At 61.4% G+C, this 24,553-nt stretch carries 25 protein-coding genes; 5 read left to right on the top strand and 20 right to left on the bottom strand.

From position 1 onward, the window contains the following. Window position 1: 1 nt before the first annotated feature. Window positions 2–658, bottom strand: a complete 657-nt coding sequence (locus tag SYN65AY6A5_RS01440) for a cofactor assembly of complex C subunit B (protein WP_099813015.1) — start codon at window positions 656–658, stop codon at window positions 2–4. Between the two features lie 456 nt (window positions 659–1,114). Here SYN65AY6A5_RS01440 and sigC point away from each other — a divergent pair, with 456 nt between their 5' ends. Beyond that, window positions 1,115–2,218 carry an RNA polymerase sigma factor SigC gene (gene sigC / locus SYN65AY6A5_RS01435; protein WP_041439130.1) on the top strand — a complete coding sequence of 368 codons (1,104 nt, stop codon included), beginning with the start codon at window positions 1,115–1,117 and terminating at the stop codon, window positions 2,216–2,218. Between the two features lie 10 nt (window positions 2,219–2,228). Here sigC and murJ read toward each other — a convergent pair whose 3' ends face one another. The 6 genes from murJ to SYN65AY6A5_RS01405 form a co-directional block, all read right to left on the bottom strand. Beyond that, window positions 2,229–3,863: a murein biosynthesis integral membrane protein MurJ gene (gene murJ / locus SYN65AY6A5_RS01430; protein WP_011430852.1), complete on the bottom strand. Its 1,635-nt coding sequence runs from the start codon at window positions 3,861–3,863 to the stop codon at window positions 2,229–2,231. A 165-nt stretch (window positions 3,864–4,028) separates the two neighbouring features. After that, window positions 4,029–4,394, bottom strand: a complete 366-nt coding sequence (locus tag SYN65AY6A5_RS01425) for a DUF4278 domain-containing protein (protein ID WP_011430853.1) — start codon at window positions 4,392–4,394, stop codon at window positions 4,029–4,031. Between the two features lie 213 nt (window positions 4,395–4,607). After that, the gene (locus SYN65AY6A5_RS01420; protein WP_099813014.1) at window positions 4,608–5,435 is read right to left on the bottom strand and encodes a HEAT repeat domain-containing protein; all 828 of its coding nucleotides are present in this window, start codon (window positions 5,433–5,435) and stop codon (window positions 4,608–4,610) included. Between the two features lie 32 nt (window positions 5,436–5,467). Next, window positions 5,468–6,325 (bottom strand): phycobilisome rod-core linker polypeptide, encoded by an 858-nt coding sequence (locus SYN65AY6A5_RS01415; protein ID WP_011430855.1) that lies wholly within the window; start codon window positions 6,323–6,325, stop codon window positions 5,468–5,470. Between the two features lie 274 nt (window positions 6,326–6,599). Continuing rightward, window positions 6,600–7,082, bottom strand: coding sequence for a phycocyanin subunit alpha (locus tag SYN65AY6A5_RS01410; protein ID WP_011430856.1), 483 nt, complete (start codon window positions 7,080–7,082; stop codon window positions 6,600–6,602). A gap of 187 nt (window positions 7,083–7,269) precedes the next feature. Beyond that, window positions 7,270–7,788: a phycocyanin subunit beta gene (locus SYN65AY6A5_RS01405; protein WP_011430857.1), complete on the bottom strand. Its 519-nt coding sequence runs from the start codon at window positions 7,786–7,788 to the stop codon at window positions 7,270–7,272. Between the two features lie 719 nt (window positions 7,789–8,507). Here SYN65AY6A5_RS01405 and SYN65AY6A5_RS01400 point away from each other — a divergent pair. Both SYN65AY6A5_RS01400 and pheS read left to right on the top strand, forming a co-directional pair. Then, window positions 8,508–9,119 carry a chromophore lyase CpcT/CpeT gene (locus SYN65AY6A5_RS01400; protein ID WP_041438454.1) on the top strand — a complete coding sequence of 204 codons (612 nt, stop codon included), beginning with the start codon at window positions 8,508–8,510 and terminating at the stop codon, window positions 9,117–9,119. Between the two features lie 151 nt (window positions 9,120–9,270). Then, window positions 9,271–10,272, top strand: coding sequence for a phenylalanine--tRNA ligase subunit alpha (gene pheS / locus SYN65AY6A5_RS01395; protein WP_011430859.1), 1,002 nt, complete (start codon window positions 9,271–9,273; stop codon window positions 10,270–10,272). A gap of 1 nt (window position 10,273) precedes the next feature. Here the strand turns inward: pheS and SYN65AY6A5_RS01390 are convergent, their stop codons facing one another. The 13 genes from SYN65AY6A5_RS01390 to SYN65AY6A5_RS01325 form a co-directional block, all read right to left on the bottom strand. Further along, the gene (locus tag SYN65AY6A5_RS01390; protein ID WP_099834822.1) at window positions 10,274–10,570 is read right to left on the bottom strand and encodes a PipX family protein; all 297 of its coding nucleotides are present in this window, start codon (window positions 10,568–10,570) and stop codon (window positions 10,274–10,276) included. Window positions 10,571–10,767: 197 nt separating this feature from the next. Beyond that, window positions 10,768–11,352, bottom strand: a complete 585-nt coding sequence (locus SYN65AY6A5_RS01385; RefSeq protein ID WP_011430861.1) for a TIGR04376 family protein — start codon at window positions 11,350–11,352, stop codon at window positions 10,768–10,770. An 87-nt stretch (window positions 11,353–11,439) separates the two neighbouring features. Beyond that, a complete protein-coding gene (locus SYN65AY6A5_RS01380; protein ID WP_011430862.1) occupies window positions 11,440–12,183 on the bottom strand; it encodes an ABC transporter ATP-binding protein in 744 nt (247 codons plus the stop codon). A 59-nt stretch (window positions 12,184–12,242) separates the two neighbouring features. Then, a complete protein-coding gene (locus SYN65AY6A5_RS01375; RefSeq protein ID WP_099834821.1) occupies window positions 12,243–14,009 on the bottom strand; it encodes an MBL fold metallo-hydrolase in 1,767 nt (588 codons plus the stop codon). Between the two features lie 258 nt (window positions 14,010–14,267). After that, window positions 14,268–15,761 (bottom strand): cellulose synthase, encoded by a 1,494-nt coding sequence (locus SYN65AY6A5_RS01370; RefSeq protein ID WP_099834820.1) that lies wholly within the window; start codon window positions 15,759–15,761, stop codon window positions 14,268–14,270. Between the two features lie 126 nt (window positions 15,762–15,887). Then, a complete protein-coding gene (rpmA, locus tag SYN65AY6A5_RS01365) occupies window positions 15,888–16,157 on the bottom strand; it encodes a 50S ribosomal protein L27 (protein WP_011430865.1) in 270 nt (89 codons plus the stop codon). Between the two features lie 59 nt (window positions 16,158–16,216). Then, window positions 16,217–16,624: a 50S ribosomal protein L21 gene (rplU, locus tag SYN65AY6A5_RS01360; protein WP_011430866.1), complete on the bottom strand. Its 408-nt coding sequence runs from the start codon at window positions 16,622–16,624 to the stop codon at window positions 16,217–16,219. 157 nt (window positions 16,625–16,781) lie between these two features. Beyond that, window positions 16,782–17,531: a photosystem reaction center subunit H gene (locus tag SYN65AY6A5_RS01355; RefSeq protein WP_099883759.1), complete on the bottom strand. Its 750-nt coding sequence runs from the start codon at window positions 17,529–17,531 to the stop codon at window positions 16,782–16,784. 52 nt (window positions 17,532–17,583) lie between these two features. Then, the gene (locus SYN65AY6A5_RS01350) at window positions 17,584–17,865 is read right to left on the bottom strand and encodes a chaperone modulator CbpM (protein WP_011430868.1); all 282 of its coding nucleotides are present in this window, start codon (window positions 17,863–17,865) and stop codon (window positions 17,584–17,586) included. After that, on the bottom strand, window positions 17,862–18,794 hold the full coding sequence (locus SYN65AY6A5_RS01345) for a DnaJ C-terminal domain-containing protein (RefSeq protein ID WP_011430869.1): 933 nt from the start codon (window positions 18,792–18,794) through the stop codon (window positions 17,862–17,864). Before SYN65AY6A5_RS01345 ends, SYN65AY6A5_RS01350 begins: the two co-directional genes overlap by 4 nt. Window positions 18,795–18,915: 121 nt before the next feature. Next, a complete protein-coding gene (locus SYN65AY6A5_RS01340; protein WP_099883757.1) occupies window positions 18,916–19,677 on the bottom strand; it encodes a ChaB family protein in 762 nt (253 codons plus the stop codon). 276 nt (window positions 19,678–19,953) lie between these two features. Then, window positions 19,954–20,808, bottom strand: a complete 855-nt coding sequence (locus tag SYN65AY6A5_RS01330; protein WP_099883755.1) for a M28 family peptidase — start codon at window positions 20,806–20,808, stop codon at window positions 19,954–19,956. Next, a complete protein-coding gene (locus SYN65AY6A5_RS01325) occupies window positions 20,805–21,587 on the bottom strand; it encodes an HAD family hydrolase (RefSeq protein WP_099884476.1) in 783 nt (260 codons plus the stop codon). Before SYN65AY6A5_RS01325 ends, SYN65AY6A5_RS01330 begins: the two co-directional genes overlap by 4 nt. A gap of 144 nt (window positions 21,588–21,731) precedes the next feature. Here SYN65AY6A5_RS01325 and lpdA point away from each other — a divergent pair, with 144 nt between their 5' ends. Further along, window positions 21,732–23,114 carry a dihydrolipoyl dehydrogenase gene (lpdA, locus tag SYN65AY6A5_RS01320; protein WP_099883753.1) on the top strand — a complete coding sequence of 461 codons (1,383 nt, stop codon included), beginning with the start codon at window positions 21,732–21,734 and terminating at the stop codon, window positions 23,112–23,114. 99 nt (window positions 23,115–23,213) lie between these two features. Then, complete coding sequence (locus SYN65AY6A5_RS01315; RefSeq protein WP_240530957.1) at window positions 23,214–24,521, top strand: class I SAM-dependent methyltransferase; 1,308 nt, start codon at window positions 23,214–23,216, stop codon at window positions 24,519–24,521. Window positions 24,522–24,553: the final 32 nt, after the last annotated feature.

Genomic DNA, 24,553 nt, shown 5'->3' with positions numbered 1-24,553 from the left:
TCTATCCTCGCTCCGGATCCCGTTCTTCCAGCCCCAAGGTGGCGGCCAGCACCTCCAGCTCCTCCCGCTGCCCCTCCACCCAGAGGTGGGATCCGGGGGGCGGAGCGGCCTCTTGCAGCTTCAGGCGGATCTGCTGCGGGCGGTGGCTGCGCCGCCAGTAGTACCAGCCCGCCCAAGGAGAGGCCAGCAGCAGCGTCCAAGGCCAGGCTCCCCAAGCCGGCTGCAGCATCTGCAGCACCAGGGCCAAACAGGCCAGCCCTGCCCCCGCCAGCCCCGTCAAAAAAACAGCCAACCCCACACTGGCCCGCGCCTGACCCACAAAGGTGGCGATCCCCTCCGGGTCAGCAGATTGCAAGCGATAGGCGCGCCCCTCCAGGTGCTTTCGGAGAAGGGATCCCATTTCTTCCAGGTTGCGACTGCTAAAATAGAGACGAGCTTCGACGCGGTCTTTGCCAGAGGCTCGCAGAAAAAAGAACAGGCCGATGGCCAGCAAGACCGTAAGCAGTAGCGTTGAAATTGTCTCCCCTTGCAAGGAAGAAGAGGCGGCTACTGCCGCACGTGCCTCGGATAGAGAGCCAAAGTTGATGGGCGGCGCAACTGCGATCGGGGCTTTCTCTCCTGACCAGAAAGAAGGAGACTTGGCAAGAAAGCAGTTCATGGAATGCTAGTTTACACGCCTGCTGACCAGTTTAGACTTCTCAGAGGAGCTGGCCGCCCCCTCCTCCAAAGAAAAACCGAGTTGCCACCTCTATCGCTTTGTAGCTCGCATGGGCAAAAAACCCCTCGGAGGGCAGTGCGCTTTTCAGCAACCTCAGTGGCAGTTCAAGAGGAGGGGAGGCTACGCCGGATCTCGTGCCTCTCGGCTGGGAAGTGCAACTATAATAATAATTAAGTTATGATAAGAGGCTTCTGCTTTACTGACTCTTGTCTCTCTCCCTTTCCAGGGTAGCCTCCTTTAAGAGGGCAGAGCTCTGCAGCGAGGGTTGAGGAGGAGGGTGCCTGCCCCACTCGAGCGATGACGGCGCAAAGCAACCGCTCCAGGGAGACACCAGCCTTAGAGATTTCCTCCCAGTCCTGCCCTTTTGGTTTGCCTGCCTCTGTCGCTGTTTCAGCAATACCTTACATGTCTAACTACGAACCTGAGCTCAACGACATTTTGTTGGATGGCGATCTCCTCGATCCCGCTGAGGAAGCAGAGGTAGATCTGGCCGAGAGCGAGTTTGCAGAAGAGGAGCCAGCTCGCCGCTCCACCGATCTGGTGCGCCTTTATTTGCAGGAGATCGGTCGTGTTCCCCTCCTGGGTCGCGATGAGGAGGTGGCTCTGGCCCAAAGAGTCCAAGACTACATGAAGCTTTTGGATGTGCGCCTGCGCCTGCAGAAAGAGTTGGGACGGGAGCCAACTCTGGCCGAGTGGGCAGCTAGGGCCAACCAGTACCCCGAATGGGCCAACCTCACCCCCGAGAAGCTACAGCAGATCCAGCGAATTGGCAAGCGCGCCAAAGAGCACATGATCAAAGCTAACCTGCGCCTGGTGGTGTCGGTGGCGAAAAAATATCAAAATCGCGGCCTGGAGCTGCTGGACTTGATCCAAGAGGGCACGCTGGGCCTGGAGCGAGCGGTGGAGAAGTTCGATCCCAAGAAGGGCTATCGCTTCAGCACCTACGCCTACTGGTGGATCCGGCAGGGCATCACCCGCGCCATCGCCACCCAGAGCCGCACTATCCGCTTGCCCGTTCACATCACCGAGAAGCTGAACAAGATCAAAAAAGCCCAGCGCAAGCTTTCCCAGGAGAAAGGCCGTACCCCCACCATTGAGGATATTGCTTCCGAGCTGGAGATGACGGTGCCCCAGGTCAGGGAGCTGCTGGTGCGGGTGCCGCGCTCGGTTTCTCTGGAAACCAAGGTGGGCAAAGACAAGGACACTGAGCTGGGGGATCTGCTGGAAACCGACGACATCTCCCCCGAAGAGACGATGATGCGGGAGGCCCTGCATCGCGATCTACAGCAGTTGCTGGCAGATCTCACCAGCCGCGAGCGGGATGTGATCCGCATGCGCTTTGGGTTGGGGGATGGGCGCACCTACTCGCTGGCGGAAATTGGCCGCGCCTTGGATCTGTCGCGGGAGCGGGTACGGCAAATCGAGGCCAAAGCCCTGCAAAAGCTGCGGCAGCCGAAGCGGCGCAACCGAGTGCGAGACTACCTCGAAGCCATCAGCTAGTCGGGCCTGCCTAGGATCTGGATGGAGATCGCTGGCTGGCAATCTTGCTCAGGCGCGTCTGGATCTGGGCTGCCAGCCAGTTCACTTCCGGGATCCGCAGATACAGGGCCCCTGCCGCAAACAAGCTGAGACCGATGCCGGCGGCCAGACCGGCCCAGAGGGCGGCGGTGATTAGAGAAGAGCCGAGAATCTCGTGGGAGCGCAGTTGCGTCCACAGCCAATGGCTGAGGCCCCCGGCCAAGGCGGTGATCCCCAGCAACGGCAGCAGGGCCTGCCCCATCTCCTGCCAGGGGATCTCCGGCAAGCGCTGGTGGAGGCGGATCCCCAGCCCAATCAGAGCCATCAGGTTAACGCCTGCCGTGGCCAAGGCAATGCCCGGTGCTCCAAAGGTTGGCAAAAACAGGAAGTCCAGCAGGGCGTTGAGGCCGATGGCCAGGCCGCTGATGTGCAGGGGCGTAGCCCCATCCTCCAGGGCGTAGAAGATACGCACCAGCACATCCCGCAGCAGGTAACAGGTCATCCCCAGCCCATAAGCCATCAGCAGGGCCGCCACCTCCTGGGTCACCTCCGGCGTAAAGCGACCGCGCTGGTAGGCTACTTGAACGATAGGTTCGGCCAGGGCCACCAGCACCATCGCCAGGGGCAGGGTGAGGATGGCCGTCACCATCAGCCCTTGGCGGATACGCTGGCGCAGCTCCGGCCAGCGGGATCCATCCCCCGCCAGCTGGGCGTAGAGAGGCATCAGGGGCACCAGCACCATGTTGGAGAGGATCCCCAGGGGGGTTTGCACCAAAAGCTGGGCATAGCCCAAGTTGCCGATGGTGCGATCCCCGGGCACGAAGGAGGCAAAAAAGAGATCCACATAGACATTGATGTGGATCATGCCGGAGGAGATCACCGCCGGCAACAGCAGCAGGCCCACCGCCCGCACCGGCGGGGATCCCCACTCAAAGCGCAGCCGCAGCCGCCCCAGCCCCAGCCGCTGCTGCAGCGGCACCTGCGCCAACCACTGGGCGATGGCCCCGATGAGCACCCCCCAGGCCAGCAACGTCGGGATCCCCGTCCATCCCAACGCGAGCAGGATCCCAATGACTGACAAGCTGGAGATCAACGGGCTAAGGGCGGGCAAGAGGTAGTGCTCGGCCGCATTCAGCGCCCCAAAGCCAATGCCAATCCAGCCCGAGAGCAAGGCCAGCGGCGCCATGATCCGCAACTGCTCGGCGGCAAGAGCATGCACTTCGGGGCTGGCCCCTGGTGCGCTCAGGCGCACCACCCAGTCGGCTCCCCACCAGAGGCCCAACGTCACCGCTAAGAGCAGGCAGCCCACCAAGGTAGAAATGGACTCTAGCCAACGGGCCGGATCCTCTCTTCCCGGCTGCTGCTTTTTGAGCACGCTGACGATGGCGCTGTGAAAGGGGCCGTTGATCCCGCCCAGCAAGATCAACAAAAAGCCAGGCAGGACATAGGCTATGCTAAAGGCGCTGTACTCTGTCCCCGAGCCGTAGACTGCCGCGATTAGGGCCTGACGGATAAACCCCATGCCCTTGCTGAGCAGCGTGGCCCCTGCCACCAGCCCTGCTACCGAGAGCAAGGAACGGGGTGGAGAAGACGCGGCGGATGGGATTCGCGGGGCAGACTCTTTCATACCCCTAGCTCCCCACCGCCGCCTTGGCAATGGGCAACTGTCGGGATGCCCTAATCTTCCCAGGATTCACCCACAGGCTCACAGCCGCTACCCCCCTCGCTTCGGCATAGGGCAGCACCATTATCCCGGATTCTCCCGACCTCTGGAGGGAGGGCAAGGCAGAGCTCAGGCCAGCAGTTGTCGCTCCTGCTCCAGTTGCCGCAACAGATGCTCGTCGCCGCGGGCCTGGGCAGCGCGAATGCGCTCTTGTAGTCGCCGCAGCAGGTTTTGCCGATGGGTTTCTTCGACCAAGGTTATAAAGTCCTTGCGCGGGGAAATAGCCGCCGGCACCCTGCTCGCTGCCTTCGCCGCCGGATTGAGGACAAGGCCTCGATACCTCAAGGCAGAAAACTGTGGCAGCGACACAACCGCCGATTGGGCTGGCCAGCTCCACGCCAGGCCCCGGTAGCGCGTTGGCACCTCCTGCCGCTGGCAGGTTGCGGGGGCAGAAGGGACAAAGTCGTGGGCAATGCCCCGGTAGGTCAGTTGCATAGGAAGACTCCCCCAAATAGACTGCGGCGATCTTTAAAGAGCTGAGGAAGAAAGCGACGCCCCTGAGCCAGCTTGTTGAGAGCCGTTAGACAACAGCTTCGGCTTCCTCGGCGCAGCTCAGAGGGTAAAACCCAATTTTATTCTGTATCGGAATTAACAAAATAAGCAGTTGGGTGTCAACTTTGGGTCGAGGTCGTCTCCCTATCCAGAGAATTAGAGCAGCTCGTCGATTAGCCGTAGCACCTGGTGCAGGTCGGTGCCGGCCTCTTTTCCCCGTCTGAGGTTCAGCTCCACCAACTGCTTGAGGGCGAGCAGCTTGATATTGGCCTCCACCGCTGCCGCTGCCATGGCTTGGGCCGCCGGCAGATAGCCGCTGGCCCCCAGATCCAGCAGGGCAGCCCGCCGCAGATGGATGTTGGGGTGGCTCAACACCGACAGTAGCGGTTGGACAAAAGTGGGATCCCCTGTCAGCCGGTAACAGGCCCGCGCTGCCGCGCATTGGAGGCGAATTGAGGGGTGCTCTAGGTAAGGGCGGATCTGCCCCAGGGCGGCAGCCACCTGCAACTGTCCAAGCGCCTCGATCAAAGCCTCCAAGGCGGCAGGCGCTTCTGTCTGCAGACCCTGCTCCACCCAGCGCAGCCCTTCGAGCAACGCCACTCCCAGCTCTTCGGCTTGCCTGGGATCCCGATCCAGATTATTGGCTAGGGCGATCTCCACCAGCGCCTGGGCTGCTGCTGCCACCACTTGGCCATCGGAGCAGCGTAAAGCCTCTTTCAGAGCCGGGATCCCAGCAGGGGAGGCCACCTTGCCCAGGGCACGGGCGGCGTTGCGCCGCAGCGGATATCCCCCCTGCGTGGTGCGATCTGTCTCATCGGCCAAGGCTTCGATCAGGGCCGGGATCCCTTCGGGGATGCGCATGCGCCCCAGCCACCAAGCCGCGTAGTAACGTTCCCCCGGATCCCCATGGCGCAGCTTGGCGATCTGGCCAGCGGGGGTGAGGTCGGCGGCCGGAGGGAGATCTGAAGGAACAGCCGTGGTCATAGCATCAACAGGCCAGAGCGCCTGCAGAGGCCTCAAGCGCTGCGGACGCTGACGATCTTGGCGCCCGACTTGAGCAGCCGCTGCATCGTCGCCGAGAGCTGATCGGCAGAGACAAAGATCTGCTGGTTGGATTTGCGCACCCGGCTGGAGGTGGCCAGGGCCGAGGGCGGGTTAAGCAGCCGCGTCACCTCAATGCAGAACATGCGATCGGACTGGCCCGTTGGCGGCCCCAAGTGTTTGGTAATGGGGCTGGGGGGCAGCAGCCCCCGCACCCCGATGCGGCGGATGGCCGGGGTAAAGCCGGTGGCGAGGGGTACCATCAAGCGCGGCCTGCGCCCCTGGGAACGGTCGTTGTTGGCGTAGCCCCCGTAGAGGGCAAAAAGGTTGGTGAAGTCGCGGGTGGTATGGGCCTTGCGATATTCAAACCCGCGCGGATAGGGGACGATGTTGTCGCCAAAGGCTTCCAGGTATTCTGGGCTGTCGATGTAGGAATCGATCTCCGCGCTGTGGCCCCCAGCGTGGTAGATGTCCAGGTGTCGGGCAATATCCTTAGGGCTGGTGGGAGCTCGCCCCAGCAGGTGCTTGAAGTTGAGCTCGATGGCGCGGGTCTGGGAGTTAGGGTACAAAAACCGCCTCTTGTAGGCTTCGGACTTGGCGATTAAGCGCACAAACTCCCGCACCGTCAGGCTGCCCCGCCGTAGCAGCGATTCCGCACTGGCCAGCTCCTTCCTGTCTGCGCCAAACAGGTGATCGTTGCCCAGCACCTGGCGATAGATGGCCCGCAGGATCGCATTGAGCTGATCCTGGCTGGCATTAGGGCGCAATTCTAAGGGAGTCGTCTCTGTAATGCCCCGGATCCCCATTCGGCTTGCCGCTGTGATTCCACTCATGTTAATTCCTCATGATGAAACTGGCTGGATTAACTTTGAAAAAAGCTTGAAAAGGCTGCTTGGGTTCACCTCTCAACTCAACAACCCTCAGCAGCACAAATATGGGGTTGAAGCGAGAGCAACAGCGGCGCTTTTCCCTCTGGGGGAGAGATCCTCAGACCCAACCGGCCAAAGGGATCCCTTTCTCGCCACCGTTGCCCTCGACAACCTTTCTTCGCTATCCCCCTCAAGCGCCGGGCTGGCCACCTTTTTGGGGGATCCCAAGCTGCAGAACCTAGCTGAGCGCGTTGATGGCGTAGTCGATGTAGGTGTTGGCTTCGGTGGCCGCTTGCCCCGTCAGGCCATGGTTGGCTTTGATGTAGCGTAGCGCTTCGATAAACCAACTGGGGGAGAGTTCAAAAGCGGCGTTGATCTCGCGGATCCCGGCCAACTGATACTCGTCCAACGGGCCGGTGCCACCGGCTACCAAGCAGTAGGTGATGTAGCGCAGGTAGTGGCGCACGTCGCGGGCGCACTTGTCTTTGCCCGCTTGGGTGTGGCATTGTCCCCCAGGCTGAGTGGTATAGGGGAACTTGGCATAGACGGCCTCGGTGGCGCCGCGCACCAGCTCTTCGGCACGGCTGCTCAGGACACGGGCAGCTTCCATGCTGGCGGCAGCCCGCTGAAAACGGCCGTTGATGGCCTGCAACTCGCTGTTGCTCAGATAGCGCCCCTGGCTATCCGCGGTAGCAATGGCATCGACAATAGGGGTTTGCATGATTCAAAACGCTCCTTTACTTAAGCTCAACGCAAAAATCCAACACTGCAAAAGCGGCTTAACTGCAAAATGACTGCAAAAAAGGTTGCCTTCTCAGGGATCCCAGGCCAACCCGAGTTGAACTCCACGGCGGCCTTCACCCTAGGATCCGACTGTTCCAGGCAAAGCGATGGAGATTCCGGCCCTATCAGACCACGGCAGCAGCGGCGCGATCGAAGTAGGACTCGATTTCGGCGATCAAAGCGCTGCAATCACCCCGGGTGATGCCGTTGGGATCGCTCACCACCGCCACCGCAGCTTTTTTCATTTTTTGAATGCCGTTGGCCACAGAGCTGCCAGGGGTGCCCAGCGCCTGATAGGTTTCCCGCAAGCCGTTCAAGCAGCGCTCGTCCAGCACGCTGGGGTCAGCGGCTGCCACCGCATAGGTGATGTAGCGGAGGATGATATCCATATCCCGCATACAGGCGGCCACGTTGCGGCTGGGATAAGCAGGGCCGCCGGGAGCGTTCAAATTGGGCTCCTCGGCAAACAACTGACGGATGGCATCGGTCACAATTTTAGAAGCGTTGCTGGTGAGGCGGTTCACGGCGTCCAAGCGCTTGTTCCCCTCGGCAATCACCTGCTGCAGAGCCGCAAACTCGTTTTCTCCCAAGAAAGCGCCTTTGGAATCAGCTTGCGCAACAACTTTGCCAAATACATCGTTCATGGCTTTAAATCTCCTAGCGAAAGCAAAAGAGGTTATGAATCGTCACTCCCTGCCGCGGAAGTGGAAGCTCCCGCCAGCCAGGAATGCAGCAATGCCCCGATCCCTGATGCCGACCGGCACCGTTGGCACAGCTCCTTGTCCCAACAGACCTGCCCACGGGATCAAAGCCCGTAGAAACAAGATGGGCAAGCTAATCCTCGACCCACCTCCAGTCAAACGGCCTCGCAGGCGAAGCCGCTTGCCGACACATGTCAACGGATCCCGCTTCTTAAAGATCCTCCACTGCCGACAACCTGAACTGGACAGATGAGGAAAATCTGGCTCGCCTTGTTTCCAGTCTTTTTCTATCGCGAGGACAGGGAGCGATTGAATCAAAAAATGTAAAGGGACTTTACTTGCCGCAAAAAGTCTTGGATCCTCATCCAGACGAGCAATCCCGCCCTCTTCTCTCCATCCTTCAGGGCCTTAGTTTTTACAGAAAAAAATGTTACTTTACACAGCTTTACGACATGAAGAAAAATATAAACCGTGATTGTGGCTTTCGGCCAAGAGGCAAGCCCGCTTCAGTATCCACGCAAACCTTCTCATAAAGGATACATAATTTAACATTTGTGGAACCTCCTCGGCAGAGCAGAGGTTAGGGGAAAATCTGAGCAGGTTTTCATCGACCGCCTGGGATTTTCGGTATAAGTCCCTACGGTATTTCTGGATGCGTGGTTATGTCGAACTGGTTGGAGTCCACCTCTTCCCCTGAGCTGTTGCAGATGGCACGTTGGCTGGCGGGAGACTTCAGCAACCAAGAGCAAGCCTGGGAGAACCCACCTTTTTTTGCCTCGATCCGGGTGGCCTATCGCCCCTTGCCAACTGCTGTGCTGGGGGGAATCGGCTTTTATGTGGAGCAGGCTTACAGCGGCCATTTGGAGGAGCCCTATCGTCAGGCAGTGGTGGAACTCACTCAAGTGGGGGACGGGATCGTGATCCGCAACTACCGTCCTCTGCAGCCGCAGCGGTGGCGGGGGTGTGCTCGGGGGAGGGCGGAGCAACTCAGCCAACTGAGCGCTGCCGATCTGGCCTACCTGCCGGGGTGTGATGTGCAGGTGAAGAGGCAGGGATCCCTTTTTGTCGGCGTGACGGAGCCGGGTTGCCGCTGTTGCGTGGTGCGCAACGGTCAAACCACCTATTTGCAGACCACCTTGCACCTGAGCGAGAACGAGTTTTGCAGCCACGATCGCGGCATGGATCCGGTTACCCACCGCCAGGTGTGGGGAGCTGTGGCCGGCCCTTTTCGCTTTCGCAAGGTTGTCGATTGGCAGGCGGAGCTGCTGCAGTAGGTGGGAAGAGAATCCCTTGCCAATCTCGGCGCCGTCGGTGAAAGATGATACTTTGGGAGAAAGCAACTGCGGCCCGCTACATGTCCAATAGGGATCCTTGTCTGCCGGCTGCTCGGCAACGCTGACGCGAATGTGCGAATGAACTTTCCCCATGCAAGACGAACGAGACACGCTTCGCCAACAGCTTCTCACCCTCCAAGGTGAGGCGCTTGCCCAGGTGGCGCAGGCCGCCGATCTGGACGCCTTGGAGCAGATCCGCATCGACTATCTGGGCAAGAAGGGGAAGCTCTCCAAGATCTTGGGGGGCATGGGGAAGCTGCCCCCGGAAGAACGGCCTGCCATTGGCGCTTTGGCCAACACCTTCAAAGAGGCCCTGCAATCTAGGCTGGATGAGCGCAAACGGGCCCTGGCCGAAGCTCAGCTCCAGGCTCGCCTGGAGGCGGAGCGGCTGGACGTCACTATGCCGGGGCCGCGCCGGCCTCTAGGGCGGATTCACCCTTTGCAGGCCACCATCGACCGCATGCTCGATATCTTTGTGGGGATGGGCTACACGGTGGTCCACGGCCCGGAGATCGAGACAGAGTACTACAACTTCGAGGCCCTCAACACCCCCGCCGACCACCCGGCGCGGGACATGCAGGATACCCTCTATTTGGAAAAGGGCTATCTGATGCGCACCCAAACCTCTTCGGTGCAGGTGCGTTATATGGAGCAACACCAGCCGCCCCTGCGCATTGTGCATGCCGGGCGAGTGATGCGCCGCGACAGTGTCGATGCCACCCACTCGGCTGTGTTTCACCAAATGGAAATCTTGGCGGTGGGCCAGAACCTCACCTTTTGCGACCTGAAGGGCACCCTCAAGGAGTTTGTCACTCGCCTGTTGGGCCAGCGAGAAACCCGCTTCCGGCCCAGCTATTTTCCGTTCACGGAGCCTTCTGCCGAGATGGATGTGCGTTTTGGCTCCAAGTGGCTGGAAATTTTTGGCTGCGGCATGGTGGATCCCAATGTATTTCAGGCGGTCGGCTATGACCCGGAGCGCTACACCGGCTTTGCGGCAGGGATCGGCGTTGAGCGGGTGGCCATGCTCTTACATGGCATTCAAGATATCCGCCTGTTCTACAGCAGCGACCTGCGCTTTTTGTCGCAATTTTAGGTCAAGAGAAGGTGCGTTTGTAAACCAACTGCAGGTGCTCCAGCTCGTCTTTGCGATTGGCGCGGCGCAACAGGCGCATTTGTTCTTCGATGACCTGGCGGGCTTCGTTGCGGCTAATCGGGTCAAAGACCAATTCTTCCACAGCAGATGGATCGGCGTTGTGATCGGGGGGCTTGAAGTAAACCCGAAAAAACAGCCGTTGGGCATAAAGGGTGGTGAAGATGGCCTCACCTTCGTTAACCCGACACAGGCCGTAGAGCAAACCAAATGTAGGGTGATTTAGATAGAGCTCATTCATGCCCAATAGCGTACCACTCTTGGTGGAGAAGAGGGGCTTTCCTTCTCGTTCGGTGGCCGAGAAAGTTGCCGAAACGATTTCGCTCCGGCTCTTGAGACCGAGAGCGCAAATCGTAGGTTCCACCCAGCTTGATTTTGGTTCGGCTGTTGCAACTGGATTCGAGGTTAACAGAGTTTTTTTAGACACAGGCCAGGCTGCTACCGCCGCTGCTGTTCCCCCACCTTTTTCTTCATGTCATGCAATTCCTTCTCTACCTCTAGCCGCATCTCCAGCCGGCGAAATTCCTCCTCCAACTTATCTTCCTCAAACGGTTTTCCCCAGGGGCTGAAGCCCCAAGCCGGCTCGGCGGCAGTTTTGGCTTGGGCGGCCTTGACTTCTTGCAGCTTGGTTTTCACCTCTTGGCGGCGCCGGGCAATTTGCGGCAGCAGAGCTTCCAGTTGCTGGATTTTCTCCTCCAGAGCCTTCCCTTGGTTGAACAACCGGCTTCCTTTCTCCAAAAGCTCGGCTTCCCGTCGACGCGCCCCTTCGGCCAGGTCGGGGCGGTTGGCCCGCTCGGCTTTTTCGATGCGAAAGTGCCAGGTCTTGATCTCCTCGCCCAGCTTGGCGAGAGCTTCGCTCAGGGCTTGCTTCTGGGCCAAGCTTTCCTGCCGCAGCCGTCGAGTTTCTTCTTCCTGCTGGCGCAACTGCTCGTCGAGGGCTTGCAACTCGATCTCTGGGTGGGCTTTGAGGAATTCCTCTAGGCGGGTCTCCAAAAATCGGATGATATCTTCGATCAATTTCATGGGCCGATCCTCACTGGCCGAGCGCTCAGTTGCGTTTAGGCTAGCGCAAGCCGGCTCGTTCCCGATAGGCCCCCGTTGGATCGCAGCCTAGACCAGCAAATGCCCATCGGCAACGCGGATGATGCGCTGGGCGGCCTGGGCCACTTCCAGGTCATGGGTAACCACGACAAGGGTAATGCCCTGGCGGTGCAGCTCGGCAAAGAGGTTGAGCACTTCCTGGCCGGTGCGGCTGTCCAGGGCTCCTGTAGGCTCGTCAGCCAACAACAGTTGTGGCCGGTTGACGATGGCACGGGCGATGGCCACCCGCTGCTGCTGGCCGCCGGAGAGTTGAGCCGGGCGCTGGTGCAGCTTGCTCCCCAAGCCCACTTGTTCTAAAGCTTGCTTGGCCCGCCGGCGTTGCTCTGGCTCCGGGATCCCGGCGTAGGCCAGGGGCAGCATCACGTTCTCCAGAGCCGTCAAGAGGGGCAGGAGGTGAAACTGCTGGAAGACAAAGCCAATCTTTTGGTTGCGAATCCGGGCCAGCTCCCGATCCGTCAGAGTAGAGACTTCCACGCCGTCCAGCCAGTAGCGCCCTGAGCTGGGCCGATCCAGGCAGCCCATGAGGTTCATCAGGGTGGACTTGCCGGAGCCAGAGGGCCCCATGATGGCGCAATACTCCCCTGCCTCGATCGCCAAGTCGATATCGTAGAGGGCCTGAAAGCTGCCTTCCGGCAGTGGGTAGACTTTGTTCACCCCGACCATTTGCACCACGGGCAGGTGGGGTGTGGTAGGGCGCTCCAGGGATCCGACCAGCCCCTGGCGACGATCTGCCCAGGGTTGTTGCTCAAGCATGGTGGGTACCGCGACTGGCCCCATTCTAGCCTTTGGGCTGCTGGGGCTTCGGGGGCTGACTAACCGGAAGAGCGGATTTCCAGCGGCTGATGGTAGGGACAGCTTCCTTGCGGATCCACCCGGAGGCGGTAGAGGGGGGAGCGCTCTTGGTCGCAGCGAAAGGCTTGGGCTTGTGAGGTTAAGATCTGGCGGGCAAAGCGGCAGTTCTGGCACTTTCTGCCACCGTTATCGGTGGAGGCAGAAGGCTGTTTTGGACGCGGCACGATTCCTGCTGGTGCGGGGGCGGCCCCTGCCGGGCGGATCAGCTCCCGCGGCGAAAGGCCGCGCAACACCAGTTCGGATCCCTGCCAGCGGGCCTCCACCAAGCCAGTCTCAGCCCAGGCGGCCCAGCGGGGATCCTGGGCAATCTGAGGGGGCAGCCGTACCTGTACGCCGGCCAAGGCGCGGGGCGAGCCCTGTTCCTGCCAGATCTCTTCCACCTCCCCCTCGTAGCGCAAGGCGGGATCCCTGGGAAATTCTGACGGCTTGACTTGGGTTTGCAGGCGGCCGTCAGGCAGCTCCAACCAATGGCCGGGTTGGGGGCAGTGGACATGGTAACGGTTGCACAGCTCCGGCAGATCCGCCAGATCCTGCGCCTGCTGGGGGCTGGCGTGCACCAAGACCACATGTTGGGGGCGAAAGGTGTGGACGATCTGGGTCAGATGCCCAACGTCGTTGTGGCTGTGCCAGGCCAGCCACTCCACTCCGATGCGGGAGCGCAGCGGCGCTGGCCATTGGTCAAAGGGGGTGGCCAGCTCCACTTCCGGCAGCCGCACCAGCAGACAGGAGCGCTGCGGCTGGGCCAGCAAGCGCGACCAGATGGGATCCCAGGCTTCAGGCCCGGCATCGGCATCGCACAGCAACAGGCCCTGGGGCAGGGGATCCGCCTCCGTGAGGGGCTGCACCCGCGGCTGCAGGCGGTCTTCCCAGAACAAGGGCTGATAGGTGGCGAAATTGCGCACCGGCTCCGGCAGGTAGGGGAGCAAGCGTTCGTAGAGGTTGCAGCCTGCCGCCAGCCCCGGCGCCACCCACACGGTCAGCTCTTGGGAAGCCTGGGTAAAGCGGTGGTGGGCTTTGAGGAGGAAGAGCAGCTCCTGCCCCAGCCCCAACACCGGCAGCGGAAACAGCACCGTCTGCCCTGCTGCCAAGGCGCTGATCAGACGCTCCAGCAGGCGGTTTTCCAGATGGCGACGGGGCGGATGGCGAGTGGATCCCAGCGAGGCTTCGATGAGCAGCACGTCCGGCTGCCAATGGCGCAAAGCGGTGAGATCCAAGCCGGGGGCAAAGCGGGTTGAGGCCAGGGAACAGTCGCCGGTGTAGACGCAGGTTTGGGCCGGAGTGGTCTGGGTATTTTGCAGCAGGGTTGCCGCTGCTCCCGGCAGGTGCCCGGCTGTGAAAAAGGTGAGCATCAGATGGGGCAGGATCTCTCGTGCCTGGCCAAAGGGCAGTGCCCGAAAGGGAGGAAAGCGAATTTCCCGGTCGTAGCCCGGCCAAACGCCCCGCTCCCACAGGCCGCCCGCCAAGTGGGCGGTCAGGGGAGTGGCATAGATAGGCACCTGCGGGTAGCGACGATAAAAGGCGGGCAGCCCCTGCAGGTGGTCAAAGTGAGCATGGCTGCAGATCACCGCATCCGGGATCCCTGGCAGGGCCTTGAAGAGGGAGGAAGCAGGCAAACCGCAATCGAGGAGCAAGCGGTGGGATCCCATCTCCAGCCAGTAGGCACAGCCCTGCCGGCGGGGATCCGTGCCCAGGGGAAACAGTCGAAGGGGGGGTCTTTCTGACTCCACAGATGTGTTGTTTTTAAGCTAGAAGACCACGCTCAATCCTGCAAACCACAAGGGCGGCTCGGCCAGGGATCGCCCCTCCCCCTCCGTACACCTCCCGGAAAGGCAGGGGCAACCTCTGCCGATCTAGCTATCCTATCCTTCTTCCAGCATAGCTGTTGACCACTTCCGCCGGGGCAGCCGGCCATTTTCTCTATGCTCTCCATGCAACAGCGGAATAATAGGGGGATTTGGCTTTGCCGTGTGCCTGGCTTGGCAGCCCTAGGAGTTGGAGAGCGCATCTGTTGTTTCTTCCGCTGCCGGGTTGTGGCTACGCAAGGCAAAGCCGGCAAAATCGTGATCGTCCGGGCGCACCGTTAGAACCATCAGGTTGTAGAAGGCCCAGACTAGGCCAAACAGCAGCTCTGGCCAGGTTGGATCCCAGTTGCCGGCAAAGCGCAGGGATCCCACCCCCATGGCCAACAACGTCAGCACAATAGCCAGCGCCTGCGGGCCGAGGGCAAGCTGGGACGGCTGTTCGGGGTAGGGGGGCACCCCCCGCACCGCCTGCACCAGCGCCTGGATGGACTGGAAAAACTGGCTGCCCGTCTGCCGCTCCGACTGCCACGCCGCTCCCCACAGCGACGGGGGAAAAGCCAACAGCCAGGTGAGGCGCCCCAGCAGGGCGTAGGGAAGAAACCAGGCAAAGAAGACTCTATCAAAGGCCGGCACCGGCATCCAGCCTGTGCAGAGAAAGAGGATGGGCACCGCCAAATAGGCCAGCTCCGCCACCCCGCCCGCAGCCCAGAGGGCCAGCCACAGGTACTGAAAGCGCTGCTGCTGCGTGGTGGGCTTGCTCCAGAAGGGGTTTTCCCGCAGGGCAGAAAACACCGCCAGCAGAGCGACGCGGCGGTTGCGCAACGGCAACAAAATGCCAGTGACCTGGGCTGGGCGCACTAGGTGGGACTGCCAGCCGCGGCAGTGCATCTGACACCCCAACTGCACAGGGCGGCGAATGTCGATTTGCGGGATCCCCTCCAAAGCTGCCCGCCGAATGAGACAGCCAGATCCCAGCAGCGGCGCCGCCTGGTAGCCCTGGGATCCCACCGCCAAAAGCTGCTGCAGCGGGTGAACCGCCCTGGGCTGGCCCAGGGTGCGCAGCGTTGCCTGCACAAAGCCGGTGGCATTGGCAATCGGGGCCCGCTCCGGAAAGTCGTAAAACAGGGGCAACGTCTGCCACAAAAAATCCGGCTCGACAAAATGGCCGGGATGCAGCAGGAGCAGATATTCTCCCTGGAGCTGGCCGGATCCCAGCATGTAGGCTAGGGGATCGGTCGTGGGGCTTGGGCAAGACCAGTACTCGCAGGGGATGGCCCGCGCCACTTTAGCCATCTCCGCATCTTCCACCCGATCCACAATATGGACAAACAGCCGCTCCCAGGGGTAATCCAGGCGCAGGGCCGAGAGCACCGTCTGCCGGGTCGCTTCCACGGAATCCCGCTGGCGCAGCACCAGCACGTCCACCCGCGGCAGTTGAAAAAACGCCCGCCGCAGCACCTCGGGCGCGGGCACCCCCTCCTGCGGCACCTGGGGATAGCGGCTGAGGATAAAGCCCACCGCCGCCAGCCAAACGTACAGCTCTGCCCCCCAAAACAGAAGGGATCCCAGACCGGTCAGCCCCTCGCTGATGCGCCAGTAGAGGTACGCCACCCCAGCGATAAGGTGGAGCAACCCCACTCCCCGAAACAAGTACACCCGCACAGCCCTGGATCTCACAGGCGCTCCACACAGGATTGGGATTGGGCCAAGCCAGGATCCCCCCTTTGCCCAGCTGCAGGCTGAGGAATGGAACCAGTTGAGCTGTCTTGCCCAGTTGCCCAGCCAGAACGGGAAGCTCACTGCCTATTGGGCAGCCGCCTCAACCGGGTAGACGCTCACCTTTTTCCGCCACTTGCCGTAGCGCTCAAAGGTAACAATGCCGGTGGCCACCGCAAACAAGGTGTCGTCGCCGCCGCGGCGCACGTTCACCCCTGGATGAAACTTGGTGCCCCGCTGTCTCACCAAAATGTAGCCAGGGTGCACCAGCTCGCCGCCAAAGCACTTCACCCCCAGCCGCTTGGCATTGGAGTCGCGACCGTTGCGGGTACTGCCGGTTCCTTTCTTGTGAGCCATAACGCCTCCTCTGCAACTGTGTCGTCGCCAAAGATAAGTTGGGATCCTGAGTTTAGGATCTATTCCTCCGCCGCTGGGATCCCTGTGGTGTCAGTGGTCGCCTCAGAAGTGGATGGCGGAGCAGACTGGGCCGTGGCCAGGGTTGTGCCGTTGAGTTCGATGGACTCGATCAGCACGCGGGTGAGCGGCTGCCGGTGTCCTCTCTTTTTGCGGGTTCCCTTCTTCGGCCTCATCTTGTAGACGATGATTTTGTTGCCGCGGCGGTGCTGCAAGACCCGTGCCCTGACCACTGCCTCGGGAACATACGGATGCCCTAGCGTCACCTGTCCCTCGTGGTTGATTAACAACACCTGGGACAGGGCCAAGGGGCTGTTTTCCTCTGTGCCGGGCAGGCGATCGACGTCGTAAAAGCGCCCTGGCTCTACCCAAAGCTGCTTGCCACTGGTTTCCACAATTGCGTAGGTCATGCCTTTTCCTTGCCGTACAGGTGCCCCTAGGGGTCTTGCAACCTGATCCGAGCATTGACAGCGATTTTTAATCCTAGCGGAAAAACCTGCCCTCTGTCAGCTAGGGCTATTCCCTCACCCCCATCCCCTCTCCCTTTGGGAGAGGGGAGTTGGAGCATCATTCGGTCAGCTTTTCCCAGGCGGCCTGGAGGGCAGCTTGCATGCGCTGGGCGGCGCGGCTAAGGCGCTGCTGCCAGGTTGTCCATTTTTGCTGCAAAAACTCTGCCGCCTCATCGAGCAGGGAGAGGTCGAACTTGCCCCCTTTGGCCAGCTCGTCCCGCACTTGCTTGACCTTGACGCGCACCACCTCCGGCGGATCCTGGGGGCCGACCAGGGATTTGAGGCGATCCCCCATGCGCTGGATGAGCTGCTTGACTTGGCGAGACTTTTCGCTCCAAAAGTTCTTTAGGCCCTCAGTTTCTGATTTGAGGCGCTGCGGCGCATCTTCCTTGACCACCACGGCATCTACGTCGATGGCCTCTACATCCTCCGGCAACAGGACGGCGCGCCCTCCCCAGGGCTCGGCGATGCTGCCCCCCAGGATGTAGGCGGCAATCGTTCCGGTTTCCCAATCGAAGAGAAAATCCTCGATCCAGCCCACCGGCTGATCCCCAATACGCACGGTTCGCCGGTAGAGGGAGCTAAGCGGCGTTGCCGGAGTGGCGAAGACGGTGGAGTAGATCAGCAGCGCGTCCGGCCCGATGAGAGAGATTTGCTCCAGGGGGGTGTAGCCCTGCTGGCTGGTGAAGTAGCAGACCCGCCCTTGTCCATCGACCCAGATTTCTTCGACAGTGCCCAGGGCCGTGGCAGTGCTGCTATCCAGGGCCAGCAGGCCCACCACTTGGCTGCGTCGGACGACTTGTTCCATAGAGAAGTTCTCCTGACTTGCGGGATTTAAGGGAGATGGAGGCTTGGGCTGCTTAGCCTCCGCGGTAGTAGTGTAGCTGCGCCCTGAGGCGGGCAATTTCCTGGGCCATATCCAAAACCATGGCCGCCCCAACCCAGTTGAGGCCCAAGTCCCGATGCAGGCGGATCATCTGCAGCAGGCGCCGCAGTTGTTGGGGGGTGAGGTAGCTGCTTTGCGCTTCCACCAGCCCCTGCAACAGCAGCCACTCCAGCAGGTGGGTCGGGATCCCGGCTACTTCACTGGCCTGCTCAAAGGTGTAGAGCCGTTCTTCTACCCGCACAATGGCCAAGCTCATAGCCTCACCTCCTGCAAGTAGGCGCGGGGATCCCAGCTCCGATTTTGCCGCAGCTTCTCGTAGAGATCCCGCTCAGTGGGGGAGAGGGATTTGGGCGTGACAACCTTCAGCCGCACCAGCAGGTCGCCCCGCTGCCCTTGGGGATCCCGCCAGCCCTGGCCGCGCAGCCGCAGGGTCTGGCCGCTATCGACGCCGGCGGGGATCTTCAGTTGCACCCGACCGGTGGGGGTGGGGACTTCCGCTGTGCCGCCCAAAACCGCCTCGTCAGGGGTGATGGGCAGCTCGCAGAGCAGGTTGTCGCCGTCGAAGCGGAAGAAGGGGTGCGGGGGCAGCTCCAGGGTGAGGTAGAGATCCCCCCTCGGCCCGCCAAAGGGGCTATATTGGCCTTTACCCTTGACGCGGATGCGGCTGCCCGGTTTGGCGCCGGGAGGAATGCGGATGGTGAGGGTTTCGCCATCCACGCTCAGCCGCTTTTGGGTGCCGTGGAAGGCCTCTGCCCAGGTGAGGCCCAGCGTGGCTTCTACGTCTTGCCCTGGCAGATCCACCGAGACAAACGGCCCAAACCCCGTGGTGAAGCCCTGGAAGCCGCCGCGGCGGGATCCCATGCGGCCCAGCAGCTCGTTGATGAAGTCCTCGAAGCTGGCGTACTGGGCAAATCCCTCCATGCCCGGCCCCGCCGCCGCGCCGCTGCCCACCCGTTGCCAGTACTGGCCAAACTGGTCGTAGCGCCGCCGCTTGTCGGGATCCGAGAGCACCTCGTAGGCTTCGTTGATCTGCTTGAAGCGCTCCTCGGCCGCCTTGTTGCCGGGGTTGACGTCGGGGTGATACTGGCGAGCCAGCTTGCGATAGGCGCGCTTGATCTCCTCTAAAGAGGCATCTCGGCTGACGCCCAGGATCTGGTAGTAGTCCTTGAAATCGCTCGCAGCCATAAGCTCACCCCTACGAAATCAGGTTAAGGCTTTTAGGATACCTTCAGGCTAGAGGTGCAATCGGAAAACCCAGAGCGAGGGAGAAACACTTAGCTCTGTCCTTGCCCCTGAGAGCACTCCCCTAGGGTTTGCGCCTGGAGAAAATCCCCTTGTCGTCTCTTGTGAAAACTTGTTTGACCTTTTCCCAAGCCTTGAGCAGCGCCTGGGTGACCGGGCTGCCCTCTGCCTTGGCCTGGTTATAGGCTTCCACAAAGGTTTGCTGGGCTTCTTCTGAGAGATCGGCGCGGATCTCGGGGGAGATGGTTTCGGGAGTCAGGGATCCCTCTGGCTCGCTGGGCAAGTTCAAGTCGGCAGTGGCCACCTCTTCGCCGCCGGCACTTTGCAGCAGCAAGTAGATTTCGCCCGCTTTTTCCTCCGGCACCTGCACCACCAACAGGAATTCGCCCGCCTGCACCCGCGTCTGGTAGATGGCGGCCTTCTCCTGTGGCATGCCCAGGGCAATGAGGGCGGATCCCAGCCCCGCTCCCAGCGCCCCGTAGAGAGCGCCACCGGTTGCCCCCAGCAGCGCCGCTCCTAGTGGCCCGGCGGCCACCACCGCCCCCAAAAAGGGAATAAACAGCACCCCTACCCCCGTGAGGAGCCCCAGCAGCGATCCAAACAGGGATCCGTAGATGGCGCCGCTGGTCAAGCTATCGAGAACCACATCTTTGCGAGTGATAAAGCCACTAATTTTGGCTTCCGTTTGAAAGTTGCGGCCAATGATGGAGATGCGGTCGTTGGGGATACCGCGGTTGAGCAGGCGCTGGATGCACTCTTGGACTTTGGCTTCTTCTTTGAAAACGGCAGAGACGCACTTTTTGGGGGCTTGGGCGAAGGTATTCATGAAAAAGGCTCCTGTGAAAGTTTTGACCCAAAAGGCTAAGGGAGGTTTTTTGGCAAACTTTTCCCCTCTTTGCCTATGCCGCCTATTATCTCCCTCTGTCGCCCAAGCGGGAGTCGAGGGATCGCGAAACTCCTGGAGCGATCTCCGTACTGAGGAGGCCTGCCCAAGCGCCCCGCGCCGCTGGCCTTCACCCCCAGCCCCTCTCCCAGAGGCACCCTCACCCCCAGCCCCTCTCCCAGAGGGAGAGGGGAGTTGGGAATCGAGGGATCTCACGGCCTAGAGGGATCCAAGACCCTGCCTCAAGCCGCGGCAGACCCCACTCAAAAAGGCAAGATCTTGGGTCTCGAGGGTGTCGCTCAGCTTGTGGTAGTGGGGGTTGCGCAAAAAGGCGGTGTCGGTCACCATAGCCGCAGGGTAGCCCGCATCCCAAAAGGGGGAGTGGTCGCTGAGGCGGGTAACCGGCAGGAACAAACCCCGCTGGCCGGCTGGCAGCCAGCAACACGGGATCCCCACCTGCTGAAAACCGCGCTGCAGCCTAAGCAGATCCCCCAGGGCGGGCCAGTTGCCAATGAGACCGATGTAATCTCCCCGGTCGGGGTAGAGCCGCTCCAGGCCGGCGGGGTAGCGCTGGGATCCGGGCGTGGGCTCCCGGTAGCCCAGCATCTCCAGAGAGAGCATCAGCCGCAGGGGCTGGCGCTGCTGTTTAAGAAAGCGGGCGTAGGCTGTGCTGCCCACCATTCCCCGCTCCTCCAGGTCAAAAGCCACCAGCCACAGGGGGGAAGGGGCGGGCTCGGCGGCAAAATGGCGGGCCAATTCCAGCAACACCGCTATGCCGCTGGCGTTGTCGTCTGCTCCAGGGGTTGCCGGGGCAGCGTCAAAGTGGGCTCCGATGAGGATGGGTTGGCGGCCAGAACGGGATCCCGGCAATTTCAAGATCCAGTTGCGGTGCTGGCAGCCATTGGCCTCAAAGGGGAAGGACTCCAGGGATCCCCACTTAGAAAGCTGCTCTTGGATGTAGCGCTCCACTTGGCTATGGCCCAGGGGCGACCAGTCGGGATCCCGCGGCTGGGCCACTTGCTGCAGATGAGCCTCTAGGCGCTGCCGCAGGTCTTGGAGATCTGACGCCATCATGAGCTTCCCACTCCAGACCGGGCAACTTGAGCATGGATCTGTCGGGCCAACTCCAGGGTGAAGTAGCGGTGGGATCCCACCGTTCCCGCCAACACCCGAAACGGATCCTCAGGCTCCCCCAGGTGATCCAGCACCAGAGCCGCTCCGGAAAAATCCTGATCCCGGGTATAGTCGTTTACCGTCACCACAGTGGGAATACCGGCCTGCTGGGCCGAGCGCAGCCCATTCTCCGAGTCTTCAAAGGCCAGGCAGGCCTGGGGGGGCAGCCCCATCTGTTCCAGGGTGTAGAAGTAGATGTCGGGGGCGGGCTTTTTGGCGGGGACAATATCGCCGGCAGCAATCACTTCAAACCAGCTCAGGCTCTCCGGCAGCGCGTGCTCCAAAAGGGCTGTTACATTTTCCGGCGTGGTGGTGGTGGCAATGGCCAAGCGGATCCCAGCAGCTCTGGCCTCCTGCAGGAGGCGCTTCACCCCTGGGCGGAGTGGGATCCCCCCTTGGGCCAATAGGGCAGTGTAGTGGCGGGTTTTGGCCTGGTGCAGCCGGGCAATGAGGGCATTTAAATCTTCACCAGGGGGTAGCGGCGGCTGGCAGGTCTGGACGAAGTGGCGAATGCGCTCTTTGCCGCCGGTGATGGCCAGGAGCTGGCCGTAGAGCTCCACCGACCAGTGCCAGTCCAACCCTGCCTCGGCAAAGGCGGCGTTGAAAGCCACGCGGTGCCCATCCCGCTCCGTATCCGCCAGCGTGCCATCCACATCAAAAATGAACGCCTGCAGTTCCATGCGCATCCCCCGTTCCCACCCCGCCAGCCTCTTGTCAACTGGGCAAGCGACCCTATGCTACCTCATGGTTTGGATGCTCTCAGCCAGGTTCCTGGGAAGGCCAACAAGATGAGAAAATGAGGCACCGGTTATCCAAGTCTCGCCATGAGCTTTGATTTTGACTTGATCATCATCGGTGCTGGCGTCGGCGGCCATGGCGCGGCGCTGCATGCCGTCGAATCCGGCCTCAAAACCGCCATCGTCGAAGGTGCGGAAATGGGCGGCACCTGTATCAACCGCGGCTGCATCCCCTCCAAAGCTCTCCTGGCCGCCTCCGGACGTCTGCGGGAACTGCAACACAGCTCTGAGCTGGGCATCCAAGTGGGATCCCTTCAGGTGAACCGAGAGGCTATTGCCAATCATGCTGCCCAAGTGGTGGAGAAGATCCGCGCCGACATGACCCGCTCCCTAGAGAAGCTGGGGGTAACAATCCTGCGGGGGCGGGGCAGGCTGGCGGGGCCACAAACGGTCGAAGTCCAGGAAGAGAAGGGATCCCAGACCTACACGGCGCGGGATGTGATCCTGGCCACGGGTTCTCGACCCTTTGTGCCGCCGGGGATCCAGGTGGATGGCCGCACCGTGTTTACCAGCGACGAGGCGGTGCGGTTGGAGTGGATCCCGGAGCGGCTGGCCATCATCGGCAGCGGCTACATCGGCCAGGAATTTGCCGACGTCTACACGGCGCTGGGATCCCAAGTTATTCTCATCGAGGCGCTGGAGACCCTGATGCCGGCCTTTGACCCCGACATTGCCCGCCTGGCCCAGCGGGTGCTGATTAAACCCCGCCAGATCCAGACCTATGTGGGCGTGCTGGCCAAGCAGGTGATCCCCGGCCAGCCGGTGACGATCCACCTCTCCAACGGGGAGACGCTGCAGGTGGATGGCTGCCTGGTGGCCGCTGGGCGGATCCCGGTCTCAGAAGGGCTGGGCCTGGCGGAGCTGGGGGTTGTTACGGACAAGCGCGGCTTTGTGCCGGTGGATAGCCGCATGGCCACCGAATTGCCCCACCTGTGGGCCATTGGGGATGTGACGGGCAAGATGATGCTGGCCCACGCGGCGGCAGCGCAGGGGCGGGTGGCGGTGGAAAACATCTGTGGCCGCCCTGCCTACATGGATTACCTGAGCATCCCGGCGGCGGTGTTCACCCATCCGGAGATGGGCTTTGTGGGGCTAACCGAGCCGCAGGCCAAAGCCGAGGGCTATAGCGTAGGCACGGTGCGCACCTACTTTGGCGGCAACTCCAAGGCCATTGCTGCTGGCGAGACTGAGGGCATGGTGAAGCTGGTCTTTGATAAAGAGACGGGCCTCTTGCTGGGATCCCACATTTTTGGGCCGCATGCCGCCGATCTCATCCACGAGGCAGCTCAGGCCATTGCTCGCCGCGCCACGGTGCAAGAGCTGGCCCGCCTGGTGCATGTTCACCCCACCTTGGCAGAGACGCTGGAGGAGGCCTACCGGCGAGCTGCCCACAGTTTGACGGCGGCCTAGCCCTGCCCTGCTGCCGACCGACACGGGCCGACTTGACGGCCAAAACCGGTCTAAGAATCTACAAAGACTCTTAGGATAGGGGGGAAGAGGTGGGAGGACGTGCCTTTGGCAAGCGAAGCGGAGATCACCCAGGCAGTGCAGGCCCAGTACGAGGCGTTTCCCTACCCGCCTGTGCCTTACGACCAACCCTTTGAGGGCTTCTCCAGCCTGGGCAGCTATACGTTGGCCCAATATGCCCGCACCCGCACCTTACAAGAGCCGACGGGCGCCAGGTTTTTGGTGGCCGGGTGTGGCACCGGCTGGGAGGTGCACGGCATTGCCGCCAGCAACCCCGGCTATGGCGCCGTGGTCGGGATCGACCTCAGTCGCCCGGCCCTAGAGATTGCCCAGAAGCGGATCAAGTACCACGGCCTGCGCAACTGCTCGGTGCACTACGGCGATCTCATGGATCCCTCCACCTGGCCGGAGGGGAGCTTCGACATGATCAGCTCCTATGGGGTAATTCACCACACCGCCGATCCGGTCAAGGCTTTGCAGAACCTGGCCTCGCGCCTGGCCCCTGACGGGGTAATGGCCCTGATGCTCTACAACCGTTCTGGTCGTTGGCACCTCTACCGCATTCGCCGCGCTCTGGAGCTGCTGGGGATTACCCCACCGGCCACGCCGGAAAAGATCGAATTTGTGCGGCAATTATTAAAGGCAGCTCATCCTACTTCCATGCTGGCCCAGCATGCCAAGGCCCACCAGGACTACTACCTCCACGATGAAAATATCGTCGATAACTTTTTCCACGCCAACGACATCCCTTTTGACATCGGCGAGATTCCCGACCTGGTGGCCCAGGCGGGACTGGAGTTTATCGATGTCGCCCCCTACTTGGACTATTGGAACGCCAGGCCCTTGATTGCCGCCACCCACCCGGAGTTCCACCGCCGCTACGAGGCCCTTGCCCGCATTGACCAACTGCGGGTCATCGAGTACCTGGAGCCCCTCTACCACACGCAAAATCTCTTTTGGTGCTGCCACCAGGGCAAAAAGTTGGCCCATTGGGATCCCTTTACTCCCGAGTTTTTCCAAAGCTCCCGTTGGCAGCTCAACCCCCTCTTTCTCCAGTACGGCAAGGTGCGCTACTGGGATCAAAAGATCCCCTTTTCGGATCTGCTGGGCAAAGTGGATCCGGCCCAGATCGTGACCCAAAAGATGGACATCTTCTGGCCCATCGCCCGCATCCCGGGCAAGATGATCGCTTCTAGCCGCTACCAGGTGGTGGAGCTGCTGCTGCCATTGGCCAAGCAAGCTCGTTCCGGCGCCGAGATCTTGGCCGACCATCGCGAGAGAGCCGGCCACGTCCTCCGCCTCTTCCAGCAGTGGGAAGCCGACCGCCTGGTTCTAAGAGTTGCTCCCTAACTCCCCTCTCCCTTTGGGAGAGAGGCTGGGGG

It is taken from the genome of Synechococcus sp. 65AY6A5 (assembly GCF_002760415.1).
Taxonomy (GTDB): Bacteria; Cyanobacteriota; Cyanobacteriia; order Thermostichales; family Thermostichaceae; genus Thermostichus.
The sequence above is the reverse complement of the archived record's forward strand: the minus strand, read 5'-3'. Positions and strand labels throughout refer to the sequence as shown.

Coding starts and splice junctions, on each gene's coding strand:
- SYN65AY6A5_RS01440 (WP_099813015.1), bottom strand. CDS start 658: ATGAACTGCTTTCTTGCCAAGTCTCCTTCTTTCTGGTCAGGAGAGAAA.
- murJ (WP_011430852.1), bottom strand. CDS start 3,863: ATGAAAGAGTCTGCCCCGCGAATCCCATCCGCCGCGTCTTCTCCACCC.
- SYN65AY6A5_RS01425 (WP_011430853.1), bottom strand. CDS start 4,394: ATGCAACTGACCTACCGGGGCATTGCCCACGACTTTGTCCCTTCTGCC.
- SYN65AY6A5_RS01420 (WP_099813014.1), bottom strand. CDS start 5,435: ATGACCACGGCTGTTCCTTCAGATCTCCCTCCGGCCGCCGACCTCACC.
- SYN65AY6A5_RS01415 (WP_011430855.1), bottom strand. CDS start 6,325: ATGAGTGGAATCACAGCGGCAAGCCGAATGGGGATCCGGGGCATTACA.
- SYN65AY6A5_RS01410 (WP_011430856.1), bottom strand. CDS start 7,082: ATGCAAACCCCTATTGTCGATGCCATTGCTACCGCGGATAGCCAGGGG.
- SYN65AY6A5_RS01405 (WP_011430857.1), bottom strand. CDS start 7,788: ATGAACGATGTATTTGGCAAAGTTGTTGCGCAAGCTGATTCCAAAGGC.
- SYN65AY6A5_RS01400 (WP_041438454.1), top strand. CDS start 8,508: ATGTCGAACTGGTTGGAGTCCACCTCTTCCCCTGAGCTGTTGCAGATG.
- pheS (WP_011430859.1), top strand. CDS start 9,271: ATGCAAGACGAACGAGACACGCTTCGCCAACAGCTTCTCACCCTCCAA.
- SYN65AY6A5_RS01390 (WP_099834822.1), bottom strand. CDS start 10,570: ATGAATGAGCTCTATCTAAATCACCCTACATTTGGTTTGCTCTACGGC.
- SYN65AY6A5_RS01385 (WP_011430861.1), bottom strand. CDS start 11,352: ATGAAATTGATCGAAGATATCATCCGATTTTTGGAGACCCGCCTAGAG.
- SYN65AY6A5_RS01380 (WP_011430862.1), bottom strand. CDS start 12,183: ATGCTTGAGCAACAACCCTGGGCAGATCGTCGCCAGGGGCTGGTCGGA.
- rpmA (WP_011430865.1), bottom strand. CDS start 16,157: ATGGCTCACAAGAAAGGAACCGGCAGTACCCGCAACGGTCGCGACTCC.
- rplU (WP_011430866.1), bottom strand. CDS start 16,624: ATGACCTACGCAATTGTGGAAACCAGTGGCAAGCAGCTTTGGGTAGAG.
- SYN65AY6A5_RS01355 (WP_099883759.1), bottom strand. CDS start 17,531: ATGGAACAAGTCGTCCGACGCAGCCAAGTGGTGGGCCTGCTGGCCCTG.
- SYN65AY6A5_RS01350 (WP_011430868.1), bottom strand. CDS start 17,865: ATGAGCTTGGCCATTGTGCGGGTAGAAGAACGGCTCTACACCTTTGAG.
- SYN65AY6A5_RS01345 (WP_011430869.1), bottom strand. CDS start 18,794: ATGGCTGCGAGCGATTTCAAGGACTACTACCAGATCCTGGGCGTCAGC.
- SYN65AY6A5_RS01340 (WP_099883757.1), bottom strand. CDS start 19,677: ATGAATACCTTCGCCCAAGCCCCCAAAAAGTGCGTCTCTGCCGTTTTC.
- SYN65AY6A5_RS01330 (WP_099883755.1), bottom strand. CDS start 20,808: ATGATGGCGTCAGATCTCCAAGACCTGCGGCAGCGCCTAGAGGCTCAT.
- SYN65AY6A5_RS01325 (WP_099884476.1), bottom strand. CDS start 21,587: ATGGAACTGCAGGCGTTCATTTTTGATGTGGATGGCACGCTGGCGGAT.
- lpdA (WP_099883753.1), top strand. CDS start 21,732: ATGAGCTTTGATTTTGACTTGATCATCATCGGTGCTGGCGTCGGCGGC.